This is a genomic window from Bacillus cereus group sp. MG20, assembly GCF_040459885.1.
GTDB lineage: Bacteria > Bacillota > Bacilli > Bacillales > Bacillaceae_G > Bacillus_A > Bacillus_A cereus.
Genome location: NZ_JARVHF010000001.1, coordinates 1105949 through 1120716, shown reverse-complemented (window position 1 = coordinate 1120716; position 14768 = coordinate 1105949). Strand labels below are relative to the sequence as shown.

Genomic DNA, 14768 nt, shown 5'->3' with positions numbered 1-14768 from the left:
TGCGTATGTATGTATTCATAAATGTAAGAGCAAGATTACAAAGGTGAAAATATGATTGTTTTCTATTTTGTGATAGCATGAAATTTGGAAATAAACATCAAGAGGAGGACTATAAATGAAGTTAATTTCATGGAATGTAAATGGTTTGCGAGCTGTTATCGCAAAAGGTGGATTTTTGGAATATCTTGAGGAATCAAGTGCTGATATATTTTGTCTACAAGAGATTAAATTACAAGAAGGGCAAATTGATTTAAATCTAGAGGGATATTATACATACTGGAATTATGCTGTGAAAAAAGGATATTCAGGAACAGCTATTTTTTCGAAAAAAGAACCGCTTTCAGTTACATATGGTTTAGGCATTGAAGAGCATGAACAAGAAGGGCGACTTATTACTTTAGAATTCGAAGATTTTTACATGATAACGTTATATACACCAAATTCAAAACGTGGATTAGAACGATTAGATTACAGAATGAAATGGGAAGATGATTTCAGGTCCTATATCAAACGATTAGATGAGAAAAAACCAGTAATTTTTTGTGGAGACTTAAATGTTGCTCATAAAGAAATCGATTTAAAAAATCCAAAAAGTAATCGTAAAAACCCTGGATTCTCTGATGAGGAACGAGAGAAATTTACATGTATTTTAGAAGAAGGATTTGTTGATACGTATCGTTATCTTTATCCTAATCAAGAAGGTGCATATTCGTGGTGGTCGTATCGTATGGGCGCGAGAGCGAAAAATATCGGATGGCGTTTAGATTATTTTGTTGTTTCGGAAAGAATGAAAGACCAAATAACAGAAGCGAAAATTAATAGTGAAGTAATGGGATCTGACCATTGTCCAGTTGAATTACATATAAATTTCTAAAAAAAGAAGTATCCATCTAACATTAGGCGGATACTTCTTTTTTAATTCAGTTTGTTAAAATTTTTCAAATCTTTCTTGAAATAATTGCATATTAAATATATACTTAGTAACGATAATCATTATCAATGAAAAATATTATCAATGGATGAGGTATAAAAGAATTATAGCTTAGGGGAAGTGAACGAGAATGAGTTCTGGATAGAATTATTAATCTAATGAAATATATATGTAAGACAAGTTTCATATAGTTAAATTTTATTGAGAATATAGTTTGGAAAATTCGAGAGGAGATATATAAAGATGAATAAGAAGTTATTTACATTAGGGATGGTTACAGTTTTAAGTGTAGGTTTAGCGGCATGTAATAGTGCGGATAAAACTTCAGGCGAGCAAAAACAACAGACAAAAGCTACGGAAACGAAAAAAGATGAAAAACGTAAAATTACATATTTAGGTAAAGAATATACAGTGCCAGCAAAAGTAGATAAAATTGCGACAGCTAGTTTAGAGTCAATGGAAGATGCGGCAGTACTTGGAATTAAACCAGTTGGTGCCATTACTGTTGGTGGTAAATTACCGAAGTATCTTGAGAAAGATTTAGAAGGTGCGAAATCTGTTGGTGAGAAAATGGAACCAAATTTCGAAACATTACTTCAATTAAAACCAGACGTTATTACATCAAGTACGAAATTCCCAGCAGAAACAGCTGAAAAGTTTACGAAAGTAGCTCCTACATTCCCGGTATCACACGTTTCAACAAATTGGGAAGATAACTTAAAGTTAATGGGAGAATTAACTGGTAAAAAAGATAAAGCAGAAAAAATTATTAAAGACTACAATTCGGACGCTGAAAAAGCAAAAGCAAAACTAGGAGATAAGTTAAAAGATAAAAAAGTACTTGTCATTAGACTAAGAGCAAATGACTTATTCCTATACCCAGAAGGAGTATACTTTAACCCTGTAATTTATAAAGATCTTGGACTAACTGCTCCAGAACAACTTAAAACGGTAAAAGCACAAGAAAAAATTTCTTTAGAAAAATTAGCTGAAGTTAATCCTGATTATATCTTCTTGCAATACGAAGCAAGTGAAAATAATAAACCGAAAGTGCTAGAAGATATTGAAAATAATCCAATTTGGCAAAGTATGAACGCTGCGAAAGAAAAGAAAGTATTTGTAAATGTTGTAGACCCAATGGCACAAGGTGGTACAGCTTGGAGTAAAACAGCATTCTTAAAAGAAGCAGTGAAAAATTTATCTAAATAATACAATAAGTAAGGTGCGTTGAATGATATGCAGAAAACAAATGCAGTACCAGTAACTATATTATGTATAGCACCCATACTCATCTTATTTACAGTTATACTTTCGATTTTGTATGGGGCAAAAAGTATTGACGCTGAAACAGTGTGGAACGCATTATTTCATTTTGATTCAAGCGATGTAAATCATAATATTATTATTACTTCACGTTTACCAAGGGTAGTTGCAGCTCTTTTAGTCGGAGCATTTCTAGCCATATCAGGAGCACTTATGCAGGGGATGACAAGAAACTATCTTGCATCCCCTTCTATTATGGGTGTGACGGATGGCGCTGCCTTTGTTATTACACTTAGCATGATTTTTCTTCCGGGAATGTCATCAATTGGTATGGTTTTATGTTCAATGATTGGTTCTGCACTAGGAGCCGGTATCGTGTTTGGTTTTGGTTCGCTCCTTCAAAATGGCTTATCACCAGTTAGGTTAGCGATTATAGGAACAGTTATTGGAACATTTTTAAGTAGTGTATCGGCTGCAATGGCTTCGTATTTCCAAATTTCTCAAAATGTTAGTTTTTGGTTTAATGCAAAGTTAGATCAAGTAGATCCTAATATCATTAAAATCACGATACCGTTTGGGATAATTGGAATAATTTTAGCACTGTTAATATCAAAATCTATTACCATTCTTTCATTAGGCGAAGAGGTTTCTATTAATTTAGGGCAACGTACAAAACTAGTTAAAGCGATGGCAATTTTATCGGTAATTTTCTTAACAGGAACAGCAGTTGCTTTAGTGGGGAAAGTTGGTTTTGTAGGTTTAATTATTCCGCACATTACCCGCTTTATAATTGGGGTAGATTATAAGTGGATTTTGCCATGTGCAGGTGTTATTGGTGGCGTTTTCTTAGCGTTATGTGACGTTTTGAGTAGATTTGTAAACTATCCATTTGAAACACCTATTGGAGTCGTTACCTCTTTAATTGGAATTCCTTTCTTCCTTTATTTAATCCGTACTAGAGGAGGAGAGCGACATGCCTAAAAGTTCAAGTCAACGTTTCGGAATGACGATGGGGATTATTATATTTTTAATACTATGTGCTATTTATATTAGTTTAACAAATGGTACGTTCGATATTACGATTACAGATGTATTTAAAACACTGTTTAGAATTGATCCAGTACCAGAACATGATTTAGTTATTTTTGAGTTTCGCCTTCCGCGCATCGTAATTGCTGGATTAGTAGGATTAGGCCTTGGTGTTGCGGGTGCCGTTATTCAAGGGATTACGAGAAATGGGTTGGCGGACCCAGGTATTTTAGGCGTAAATGCCGGAGCAGGAACAGCGATTGTCATTTTTATGTTTTTCTTTCAAGGGCAATTAAAAAGCACAGACTGGGTTTCTATTATGATGATGCCAATGTTTGGTTTAGTAGGCGGATTAGGTGCAGCTATCATCATTTATCTGTTTTCTTGGAAAAACGGTAAATTAGATTCGCAGCGACTTTTATTAACAGGGATTGCAATTGGATCAGGATTTGGAGCCTTTTCTATGTACTTATCACTCAAAATGAAGTCAACTGATTTTGAAATGGCCGCAGTGTGGGTGTCTGGAAGCATATATAGTGCGAACTGGAAGTATATTGTGGCTATGTTACCATGGCTTATTATCTTAATTCCGCTTATACAAAAGAAAGCTTATTTATTAGATTTATTTCAATTGGAAGAAACGAGTATTACAAGTTTAGGTGTTTCAGTAGAAAGAGAGAAATCGATTTTACTATTAAGTAGTATCGGGCTTGTGAGCGCATGTGTTGCTGTTTCAGGGAGTATCGGTTTTATTGGCTTAATGGCACCGCATATAGCGAAAAGGCTTGTCGGTATTCAACATAAGTATATAATTCCTACGTGCGGCGTAATCGGAATGTTTCTTGTAATTGCTTCAGACTTTATTGCGAAAACAGTTTTTACACCTGTAGAGCTACCAGTTGGAATCGTTATTTCTATTGTCGGTGTACCGTATTTCTTATATTTACTTTATAAGGCGAAAGCGTAAGAGGAGGAATAAAAGTGAGTATTTTAAGTGCAAAAAATTTAGAAACAAGTTATGAAAAGCTTACAGTGTTTCGCGATTTAAATGTGGAAATACAAGAAGGAAAAGTAACGACAATTATAGGTCCAAACGGTTGCGGTAAATCGACATTGTTAAAAACAATGGGAAGAATTTTAAAACAAAAAAGCGGTAAAGTATATTTGCAAGGACAGGATTTACATACAATTCCAACGAAAGAAATTGCGAAGCAGTTAGCTTTACTCCCGCAAACTCCAATTGCACCAGGTGAACTTAAAGTGGAAGAATTAATTTCTTATGGACGCTATCCACATCGAAATAACGTAAATAAGTTAACGACAAAAGATAAAGAAATGATTGATTGGGCATTAGATATAACGAAAACTTCTGAATTTCGAACGAGACAAATTGCAAATTTATCAGGTGGCCAAAGACAGAAGGTATGGCTAGCGATGGCATTAGCACAAGAGACAGAAGTGTTGCTATTAGATGAGCCAACTACATACCTTGATATGTCTCATCAATTAGATGTATTACAAATTGTGGAGAAGTTAAATAAAGAACATAATTGTACGGTTGTTATGGTATTACATGATATTAACCATGCAGCAAGATTTTCAGATGAAATTATTGCAATGAAGGAAGGAGAAATTGTTACAACTGGTAGCCCAGAAGAAATCATTACAAATGAAGTGTTAAAAGAAGTATTTCATATTGATGCACGTGTCATGATTGATCCGTATAACGGGGCTCCTGTTTGTTTCGGTTATGATAGCGTTGTATCTCAAGAAGAAAAAATCGAAATATATGTAACAAGTTAAAAAGGGGGGGATAGGGTGAATACTACAGTTGAAAAACAGCAGATTATAACATCTAATACAGAGCAGTGGAAAATGTATTCAAAATTAGAAGGTAAGGAATATCAAATTCATATTTCAAAGCCGAAGCAACCAGCACCGGATTCAGGATATCCTGTCATTTACGTATTAGATGGCAATGCCTTTTTTCAAACATTTCATGAAGCAGTTAAAATACAATCAGTAAGAGCGGAAAAAACCGGTGTTTCACCAGCCATTATAGTAGGAGTGGGTTATCCAATTGAAGGCGCATTTTCAGGGGAAGAAAGGTGCTATGATTTTACGCCTAGCGTAATTTCAAAAGATGCCCCTTTAAAACCAGACGGTAAACCGTGGCCTAAAACAGGAGGAGCACATAATTTCTTTACTTTTATTGAAGAAGAACTGAAACCACAAATTGAAAAGAATTTTGAGATTGATAAAGGTAAGCAAACTTTATTTGGGCATTCTTTAGGTGGCCTATTCGCTTTGCATATACTATTTACAAACTTGAATGCTTTTCAAAATTATTTTATTAGTAGTCCATCTATATGGTGGAATAATAAATCCGTTCTTGAAAAAGAAGAGAACCTTATAATTGAATTAAACAATGCTAAGTTTGAAACAGGAGTGTTCCTTACAGTTGGATCACTTGAACGAGAGCATATGGTTGTAGGTGCAAATGAATTATCAGAGCGCCTTCTCCAAGTAAACCACGATAAACTTAAATTTAAGTTTTATGAAGCTGAAGGGGAGAATCATGCATCTGTTGTGCCGACGTCTTTAAGTAAAGGATTGAGGTTTATTAGTTACGTATAGGAAAAAAGGTAAGCAATTGCTTACCTTTTTTCCTTATTGTTTAAAGGCAATGTATCCATCAATTAAAAAACTAGTGAAAAAGCGAGTCATTTGAGTAAAGTCACATTCCTTCATGATAGTTAATAAATTAGCTTCGGAAATAGGGAATATTTCTGTTTCAAAAGAATTTTCAAATCGGTCCCAATCTTCTAATGGAATTTGATTTTGCATCATATGGTTGCGCCAAGCATGTAATTGTGTAGAAAACATACTCGTATGGGGCACACCATTTATTGAAGAGAGAAAGAATGGCGCACCAGGCTTTAGGCGACTACTGATGTCATTAATAAGTTCTTTTTTCTCCTTATTAGTTGGAATGAAGTGCAGGACAAGCATACAGGTGGCAGCGTCAAATAACTGATTTGGTAATAATGTGTGGATAGTTCCATGTACAAGATGAACATGATTTTGTATGCCTTCGTTGTTAATTCTTTTTTTAGCTAACTGTAGCATGCTTTCAGATGGATCGACACCTGTAAAATATAAATTACTATTTTGTTTGCCTATTGAGAGAATTTCTTGTCCGCCACCAGCACCTATAACTAGCAAATTGGGATTGATATTTTCTTTAGGGAGTGTAGTAAACAAGAAATGATTCATCATTTCATATAAGTGGTAGTAGCCTGGGATTTTACATGGAATTCTTTGTTCATATGAATTTACGGTAGTATCATTCTAATTCATTTTAAACCTCCTAAGTATGTGTTTTATAGGTTTATTATGAAATGAAATTATGAAGGGGAACAATCCCGTAAATCTGGGGGGGAAGAGGATGCATGAAAAAACAATGAAAGAAATTACAATGGTGGCGAATCATATAAGTTCTATAAGGTCATTTCAAGATTCATTTCTCCACTTGATACGTAAAGTCATTGATTTTGACGCCGCTTGTTTTACAACTATAGACCCGATTTCTTTTTTATCTACTGGGGCATTTACCGATGAGAGTGTTGAAAAGATTCATCCACAATTGTTTATGAATGAATTTTTAGAAGATGATTTTAATAAATTTAAATGTTTAACAGAACACTCTCCTCATGTTGCTTCTCTAAGTATGGCGACAAATGGTGAACAAAAGAAAAGTTCGAGATACCGAAATATTTTAAAACCAGCAAATTTTGGAGATGAATTAAGGGGCGTTTGTATGAGTAAGGGAAAATGTTATGGCCATCTTAGTTTATTTCGAGGAAGTACAAGTCCCGCGTTTCATATCGATGATTGTAAGTACTTAGCAACGATAGTCCCAATTGCTGGAGAGGCTTTAAAGAAGGCAGTTCCTATACCTTTTTCAGAAGAGAAGGTGATAGGCACAGGCACGATTATAGTAAGTGAGGAATTTAATGTATTATATTGGAATCAAGATGGCAGCGAGTGGCTTTCAAATCTTAGAAAGTATGAACAGTTAAATATAAAAGAAATACCAAGACCAATACGTGCAGTTTGTTCAAAAGTAAAGGCTAACGAGTATAATGTAGGGTGTATGAATAGAGAAGAAAAAGTTTGTCTACCTTTAGCCTATGGCCATTTTTTAATCATTCGGGCTAGTAAGTTAGAACATACAAGTAGTTTTCAAGATGGTTATATTGTTCTATTCGAAAGAGCAAGACCGGAAGAGATTTTTCCACTTATTATGGAAACTTATAGTTTTACAATGCGTGAGAAGCAAGTAATACGTAAAATTCTTACAGGTATGTCGACAAAGGAATTAGCCCAAGAATTTTTGTATATCTATATACACGGTACAAGATCATTTAAAATCCATTTTTGAAAAGACTGGGGTAAGTAGCAGAAATGAACTTGTGTGGGAAGTATTTTCGAAGTTTTGCTTTGATGCCACTGAATGAAAATAAAACAAGTCTACAAAGATCACATGAAGTACGGTGGATGAGTTGTAGAATTGAGCTTAAAAAGGTTATGGATGAGACATTCCATAACCTTTTTAATATGTAGAATTGTCCTTTTTGAAAGTTTTGTTTCAACTTTTCGTCTAAAGAGACAAAAAGTTGTCACAATTCGGTCACAATTAGCATAAACATAAAATAGACGAAATGAACTTATTTCCAAAAGGCTTGGTTTATTACAATCAGGATTCGTAGAGCTGAAAAAGCATGGATGAAAAGTTCACTATATTCCCAAGGAGGTAGATCGTATGAAAACAATTCTTGCTATCGCTGGACTTATTTGGGTTCTATCGCATGGCATCCCAATTTATGAAGGAGAACAAATTCGCAGTGCTCTGAATAAAAATTTTAATGAATATCATATCATTGATCGGCAAGATAATGTTGTGACAGTTCGAGTGAATGATTGTTTTCATACGGTAACCGTTGAAGGAACTTCAGTAGTGAATGATACAAAAGTATGTGATCAGCAATAATTATATATGGAAAGAAAAATTCTAGGGTTAAATATCTGAAAATTAAAATTAAAACATTATAGACGAAGAATAAGCGGGGGCGGGTAATCCCCGCTTATTCTTGTTTCACTTTATTGAATTTTGATGAGAGATATAATGATTTTTTGACAAAAAGGAAAGGGTATACTGAAAATTGAGATTAAGAAGCTAATGAGTTGTTAAGAATAATCATAAAGTGAAAATATACTCTTATGGGGTATCATGCGTAGATATTTAATGCTATAATTGGTATACTCATAAAAAACAATTATTTTATTGGATGAAGAGAAACTTTAAGAAGGTGATAATATGGATCATAAAGAGCATGAAGCAGTAACACATAGATCAGAAAAAGAAAAAGAACAGATTATAAATAGATTAAAGAGAATTGAAGGACAGGTCCGCGGTATTCAAAACATGATTGAAAATGATCGTTATTGCGTAGATATTTTAGTGCAAATTTCAGCGATTAATGCAGCGATGAAAAAAGTAGGAATGGGCGTTCTCAAAAATCATACGAGTCATTGTGTTTCAGGAGCTATTAAAAATGGAAATGGTGACGAAGCAATTGAAGAATTGATGACAGTATTTGAACGTTTTTCAAAAGCGTAAAAACAAGCTAGTATTTAACTGGCTTGTTTTTTTGTTTACCCTCATATTGGATTTGGGTGTATTGTAGTGAAAAAGTGTGTGTAAAATAAACTTTTAGAAAATAATTGAAAAATCATGATACAAAACCATTGATTACCTTAGGGGGGTATGGTAAGATGTAATTGTGATTAACAAACAATGAATAAACAAGAGGAGGATTTTAAATGGAACAGTTAACATTACAAGTTGAAGGTATGTCTTGTGGACATTGTGTAAATGCTATCGAAAGCAGCGTGAAAGAGCTAAACGGTGTTGAACAAGTGAAGGTTCAATTAGCAGAAGGAACTGTTGAAGTTACTATCGACTCGTCTGCTGTAACATTAAAAGATATCGTTGCTGTAATCGAAGATCAAGGATACGATGTTCAATAATTATTTTTAGATATGGAAATAAATCGTACTTTAAATGAAGTACGATTTATTTTGCTAATAATTATACCTCATAAGGGTATATAGAGGTGAGAGACATGAATGAAAAAAAAGAGGCCAATCTTCAAATATCAGGAATGACATGTGCGGCATGTGCAAATAGAATTGAAAAAGGTCTAAAAAAAGTAGAAGGTGTTCATGAGGCAAATGTAAATTTTGCGCTTGAAAAAACAAAAATAATGTACGATCCAACTAAAACAAATCCGCAACAATTCAAAGAAAAAGTTGAATCATTAGGATATGGAATTGTAAGTGATAAAGCTGAATTTACTGTTTCAGGAATGACATGTGCAGCATGTGCAAATAGAGTTGAAAAGCGTTTAAATAAGTTAGATGGTGTGAACAAGGCGACAGTAAATTTTACTTTAGAATCAGCCACAGTAGACTTTAACCCTGATGAAGTTAATGTAAATGAAATGAAGAGCGCGATTACGAAGCTAGGATATAAATTAGAAGTGAAACCAGATGATCAAGATGCATCAACTGATCATCGATTACAAGAAATTGAAAGACAAAAGAAGAAGTTTATTATTTCGTTTATTTTATCTTTCCCATTATTATGGGCAATGGTTAGTCATTTCTCATTTACGTCATTTATTTATTTACCAGATATGTTAATGAACCCTTGGGTGCAACTAGCACTTGCAACTCCTGTTCAATTTATCATTGGTGGACAGTTTTATGTTGGGGCTTATAAAGCGTTACGCAATAAAAGTGCTAATATGGATGTTCTCGTGGCACTTGGAACGTCGGCCGCGTATTTCTATAGTGTATATTTAAGTATTCAATCTATTGGTTCTTCGGAACATATGACAGATTTATATTTTGAAACGAGTGCGGTACTTATTACATTAATTATTTTAGGTAAATTATTTGAAGCGAAAGCAAAAGGGCGCTCATCAGAAGCAATTAAAAAATTGATGGGTTTACAAGCGAAGACAGCTACAGTTGTGCGAGATGGAACAGAAATAAAAATTTTGATTGAAGAAGTAGTAGCTGGTGATATCGTCTATGTAAAGCCTGGTGAAAAAATACCAGTAGATGGTGAGATTGTAGAAGGAAAATCAGCGATTGATGAATCGATGTTAACGGGTGAAAGTATTCCTGTTGATAAGTCAATTGGGGATGTAGTAATAGGTTCGACAATAAATAAAAATGGTTTTTTAAAAGTGAAAGCAACTAAAGTAGGCAGAGATACTGCATTAGCTCAAATCATTAAAGTAGTAGAAGAGGCACAAGGTTCAAAAGCTCCTATTCAAAGGGTAGCGGATCAAATTTCAAGTATTTTTGTACCGGTTGTAGTTGTGATTGCGATTATCACATTTGCAGTATGGATGATATTTGTTACACCTGGTGATTTTGGCGGAGCACTTGAGAAAATGATAGCAGTACTTGTTATCGCTTGTCCATGTGCATTAGGTCTTGCAACGCCTACATCTATTATGGCAGGATCAGGAAGATCGGCTGAGTATGGTATTTTATTTAAAGGTGGAGAGCATTTAGAAGCAACGCACCGATTAGATACAGTTATTCTAGATAAAACAGGTACTGTGACAAACGGAAAGCCTGTGTTAACAGATATAATTGTAGCAGATGGATTCCATGAAGAAGAAATACTACGTTTAGTAGGTGCGGCAGAAAAAAATTCTGAACACCCACTTGCAGAAGCGATTGTGGAAGGAATTAGAGAAAAGAAAATTGATATTCCAAGTTCAGAAACGTTTGAAGCGATTCCTGGATTTGGTATCGAATCAGTCGTAGAAGGAAAACAATTATTAATTGGCACACGTCGATTAATGAAGAAATTCAATATTGATATTGAAGAAGTTTCAAAATCAATGGAAGAGCTAGAACGAGAAGGAAAAACAGCAATGCTTATTGCAATCGATAAAGAATATGCTGGTATAGTTGCCGTTGCAGATACTGTGAAAGATACTTCAAAAGCAGCTATCGCAAGACTGAAAAAAATGGGTCTAGACGTTGTGATGATTACAGGGGATAATACACAAACTGCTCAGGCAATTGCAAAGCAAGTTGGTATTGATCACGTAATTGCAGAAGTATTGCCAGAAGGAAAAGCAGAAGAAGTGAAAAAACTGCAAGCAAATGGTAAGAAAGTAGCGATGGTTGGAGACGGGATAAATGATGCTCCTGCTCTTGCTACAGCGAACATTGGTATGGCAATTGGAACGGGAACGGATGTAGCGATGGAAGCAGCGGATATAACGTTAATCCGCGGTGATTTAAATAGTATTGCTGATGCGATCTTTATGAGTAAAATGACGATAAGAAATATTAAACAAAATTTATTTTGGGCATTAGCTTATAACGCGTTAGGAATTCCAATTGCGGCATTAGGTTTCTTAGCCCCTTGGGTTGCTGGAGCAGCGATGGCATTTAGTTCTGTATCCGTTGTATTAAATGCATTACGATTACAAAGAGTTAAATTAAAATCTTAAAAAGCTACATTAAGTAATTGAATAGAATTAAAAAACAATACTTTGAATAAGTATTGTTTTTTTGTTCGTATAGAAATTAAAACGATATAATAAAGAAGAATTATGGAATCGTATATAGTAGAAAAGTTAAGAGGTAGTTTGGTAAGGAGACTTATATATGTTAAAAGATATTATAATTAGAACATTTCAGAAAGAAGATTTAAATCAAGTATTACAATTGTTCTATGAAACAGTTCATACGGTTAATGCAAAAGATTATAATGAGGATCATTACGTAGATCGTTTATTTACACATAAATATTATCAGGGGAAAAGGATAGCCTCATCCATATTACAGAAGTTAGAAAAAGAAGCAGTGAACCTAGGGCATAGGGAAATCTATACAGAAGCGAGTATTACAGCAAAACCTTTCTTTGAAAGTAAAGGTTTTATTTGCATAAAGGAACAAAAGAAACAGCATAATGGTCAGATTTTTATTAATTATGTTATGAAAAAAATATCCTTCTCATAAATGAGAAGGATATTTTTCATTATTTTACAGCTTCTTTTAGTTCTTTACCAGCTTTGAAAGCAGGTACTTTAGAAGCTGCGATTTGCATTTCTTCACCAGTTTGTGGGTTACGGCCTGTACGAGCAGCTCTTTCACGAACTTCGAATGTACCGAATCCGATAAGTTGTACTTTTTCACCAGCAGCTAAAGTGTTAGTGATTGATTCTACTACAGTTTGTACAACTACAGTAGCTTCTTTTTGAGAAATCTCAGCATTTTGTGCTACGTTTTTAATTAATTCTGTTTTGTTCATGTTTTTCACCTCATATGTAAATAATGCTATTTAAGTTGTTATTATAACGTATAAAACATTCGAGAACAAGTGTACGTACATATATTCGCAAAAAAAATGAAATTTGTAATATTTTTTAGGACATTTTATAGACATTCCATTTAAGCGGACAGAGATTTGTTCTTCATTTCAGTCTTCTCTTGATGAGAAGGTAGTTTCTTATTATAAGATATGAAGTAAGGTAGTGCTACAAATAACATACCTCCTACTAAATTTCCAAAGAAAACAAAAATAAAGTTTGGAAAATATTCAGCCCAAGTGAAATGACCGGCAAAAATTGCGGCTGGGATGACAAACATATTTGCTACAACGTGTTGAAATCCAATCGCAACAAAAGTCATAACTGGGAACCAAATACCGATAATCTTTCCGATAAATTCTTTACTTCCCATACTGAGCCAAACAGCTAAACAAACGAGCCAATTACATCTGATTGCAGAAATAAATGCTTGCAATGGTGTATCTTGTAGTTTCGCTTGAGCGATAGAAATAGTTTTCGCTAAAAAAGCTCCTTCAGTTAAGCCGACGATATGACCGAAAAAATAGGCTACGAATACAGCTCCTATGAAATTGCTAAATGTAACAATAACTAAATTTCGTATGAAATAAAATAAAGTAATTTTCTTTTGGAGCCAGGCCATAGAAACTGTCATCATGTTACCAGTTACTAGTTCACCGCCTGCAAGAATAACGAGAATGAGACCAACAGGGAATACAGCAGCGCCTAGAAAACTAGAAAATGATCCCCAATATTTTGGCATTGTCCCAATAACATGAATATCGAGTAAATACCCTAATGCGATAAAAGCGCCACCAAAAAAACCAAGAATTAGCATAGGGAGCAATGATAAATGAGCTTTTTTTCTTCCTGAATTCGCAGCAAGTTCCGTAATTTCTTCTGGTGTAAATACAGACATGAATAATCCCTCCGTAATAAAATGATGAAATGAATAGGAAAAATTTCAAAAATCTATGTATTATAAAAATATGTTATGACTTCTGTATAAAATTGTCAAAGTGAATAGAGAGGAAATTACATATTGATAACATTGTTCATATTGTCACATGAATGTAACAATAAGGATTTAAAGTGTTTCTAGAGGTGAAAACATGAATACGAATCATGTAAAAAAAGAACGAAAAAAATCAATCGTAAAGATATTTATTATTAGTTTTATAAGTATATTAATGATACCAGTAAGTTTGTATTATTATGCGACAGAAATAGAACGAAAACTAGTAACCGTTACGTGGAATGAAATAGAAGCTTCTACAATTCCTAAAGAGTTTAATAATAAAAAAATATTGCAGTTTTCAGATGTACATTTAGGACCAGAGTTTACACTGAAACAACTTGAACATTTAGTGGAGAAGATGAATGAATTACATCCAGATATAGTAGTTTTTACCGGAGATTTAATAGATAAATTTGGGTCTTATAGTGCGGAAAGAGAAGCAGCGAAGGCTATTTTGCAGAAAATTTACGCTCCCTTAGGGAAATATGCTGTGTTTGGGAATCATGATAGGGGCGGGGGCGGTAGTTTATTTTACAAAAAATATATGGAGGAAGCTGGTTTTTCTGTATTAGTAAATGAAGTGCAGAAAATTAAAGTGGAAAACGGCAAATATATTACAATATCAGGTTTGGATGATTTTCTATTAGGGAAGCCGCAAATAGATTCAACTTTAAAAAACTTGAAACAAGATGATTTCAACATGTTATTAGTACATGAGCCGGATGTTGTAACCAAAATAAATCGTTACCCAGTGGATCTTCAACTGTCAGGACATAGTCACGGAGGACAAGTCCAAATTCCTTTCGTAGGTCCATTAATTACTACCAAACTAGCTGAGAGCTATGTTGAAGGTATGTATGAAGTAGAGGGGAAGAGTAAGCTGTTATATTTATATGTAAATCGAGGTATTGGGACAACCCGAATGCCTGTTAGATTTTGGAGTGTACCAGAACTTTCAGTATTTGTATTGAAGCAAAATAGTAACTAATGTATTCAATTCCACATCATCATTCTCAATTTGATTTTGATGAACGAGATATGGTAATTTATGGTAAATAAAAAACAACAATAGGTCCTA

Annotated in this window: 15 protein-coding genes and 1 pseudogene; 13 read left to right on the top strand and 3 right to left on the bottom strand. The window is 34.0% G+C overall.

The genetic code is table 11. The annotated features are described in order from the left end of the window. Positions 1 to 115 precede the first annotated feature (115 nt). The 6 genes from QCI81_RS05640 to QCI81_RS05615 all read left to right on the top strand — a co-directional run bounded on the left by QCI81_RS05640 (position 116) and on the right by QCI81_RS05615 (position 5860). Positions 116 to 874, top strand: a complete 759-nt coding sequence (locus QCI81_RS05640) for an exodeoxyribonuclease III (protein WP_071729861.1) — start codon at positions 116 to 118, stop codon at positions 872 to 874. 300 nt (positions 875 to 1174) lie between these two features. After that, the gene (locus tag QCI81_RS05635; RefSeq protein ID WP_001035498.1) at positions 1175 to 2140 is read left to right on the top strand and encodes an iron-hydroxamate ABC transporter substrate-binding protein; all 966 of its coding nucleotides are present in this window, start codon (positions 1175 to 1177) and stop codon (positions 2138 to 2140) included. Positions 2141 to 2167: 27 nt separating this feature from the next. Then, positions 2168 to 3175, top strand: a complete 1008-nt coding sequence (locus tag QCI81_RS05630; protein WP_001173064.1) for a FecCD family ABC transporter permease — start codon at positions 2168 to 2170, stop codon at positions 3173 to 3175. Beyond that, positions 3168 to 4190, top strand: a complete 1023-nt coding sequence (locus tag QCI81_RS05625) for a FecCD family ABC transporter permease (protein ID WP_023522806.1) — start codon at positions 3168 to 3170, stop codon at positions 4188 to 4190. The genes QCI81_RS05630 and QCI81_RS05625 overlap by 8 nt, the downstream gene beginning before the upstream one ends. A gap of 14 nt (positions 4191 to 4204) precedes the next feature. Further along, entirely contained in the window at positions 4205 to 5026 is an 822-nt protein-coding gene (locus QCI81_RS05620) for an ABC transporter ATP-binding protein (protein WP_000025764.1), read from the top strand. Positions 5027 to 5041: 15 nt separating this feature from the next. Then, the gene (locus QCI81_RS05615) at positions 5042 to 5860 is read left to right on the top strand and encodes an alpha/beta hydrolase (RefSeq protein ID WP_001098699.1); all 819 of its coding nucleotides are present in this window, start codon (positions 5042 to 5044) and stop codon (positions 5858 to 5860) included. Positions 5861 to 5893: 33 nt separating this feature from the next. On the opposite strand, the gene QCI81_RS05610 is transcribed toward QCI81_RS05615, so the two are convergent. After that, positions 5894 to 6502: a methyltransferase gene (locus QCI81_RS05610; protein WP_003315192.1), complete on the bottom strand. Its 609-nt coding sequence runs from the start codon at positions 6500 to 6502 to the stop codon at positions 5894 to 5896. Between the two features lie 169 nt (positions 6503 to 6671). On the opposite strand from QCI81_RS05610, the pseudogene QCI81_RS05605 reads away from it, so the two are divergent. The 6 genes and pseudogenes from QCI81_RS05605 (at position 6672) to QCI81_RS05580 (ending at position 12343) form a co-directional block, all read left to right on the top strand. After that, positions 6672 to 7743 (top strand): annotated as a pseudogene (locus QCI81_RS05605) (helix-turn-helix transcriptional regulator). 305 nt (positions 7744 to 8048) lie between these two features. Then, complete coding sequence (locus QCI81_RS05600) at positions 8049 to 8276, top strand: hypothetical protein (RefSeq protein ID WP_000849103.1); 228 nt, start codon at positions 8049 to 8051, stop codon at positions 8274 to 8276. Between the two features lie 327 nt (positions 8277 to 8603). Continuing rightward, entirely contained in the window at positions 8604 to 8906 is a 303-nt protein-coding gene (locus QCI81_RS05595) for a metal-sensing transcriptional repressor (protein ID WP_000349637.1), read from the top strand. Positions 8907 to 9109: 203 nt separating this feature from the next. Continuing rightward, positions 9110 to 9316: a copper chaperone CopZ gene (gene copZ, locus QCI81_RS05590; protein ID WP_000436973.1), complete on the top strand. Its 207-nt coding sequence runs from the start codon at positions 9110 to 9112 to the stop codon at positions 9314 to 9316. Between the two features lie 95 nt (positions 9317 to 9411). Continuing rightward, positions 9412 to 11832, top strand: a complete 2421-nt coding sequence (locus QCI81_RS05585) for a heavy metal translocating P-type ATPase (RefSeq protein ID WP_353810638.1) — start codon at positions 9412 to 9414, stop codon at positions 11830 to 11832. 157 nt (positions 11833 to 11989) lie between these two features. Next, positions 11990 to 12343, top strand: a complete 354-nt coding sequence (locus QCI81_RS05580) for a GNAT family N-acetyltransferase (RefSeq protein ID WP_353810637.1) — start codon at positions 11990 to 11992, stop codon at positions 12341 to 12343. Positions 12344 to 12362: 19 nt separating this feature from the next. Here QCI81_RS05580 and QCI81_RS05575 read toward each other — a convergent pair whose 3' ends face one another. After that, the gene (locus QCI81_RS05575; protein ID WP_001043904.1) at positions 12363 to 12635 is read right to left on the bottom strand and encodes an HU family DNA-binding protein; all 273 of its coding nucleotides are present in this window, start codon (positions 12633 to 12635) and stop codon (positions 12363 to 12365) included. A 140-nt stretch (positions 12636 to 12775) separates the two neighbouring features. Continuing rightward, on the bottom strand, positions 12776 to 13591 hold the full coding sequence (locus tag QCI81_RS05570) for a formate/nitrite transporter family protein (RefSeq protein ID WP_353810635.1): 816 nt from the start codon (positions 13589 to 13591) through the stop codon (positions 12776 to 12778). Positions 13592 to 13784: 193 nt separating this feature from the next. Here QCI81_RS05570 and QCI81_RS05565 point away from each other — a divergent pair, with 193 nt between their 5' ends. Continuing rightward, positions 13785 to 14678, top strand: coding sequence for a metallophosphoesterase (locus tag QCI81_RS05565; RefSeq protein ID WP_075718845.1), 894 nt, complete (start codon positions 13785 to 13787; stop codon positions 14676 to 14678). The last annotated feature ends 90 nt before the right edge of the window (positions 14679 to 14768 follow it).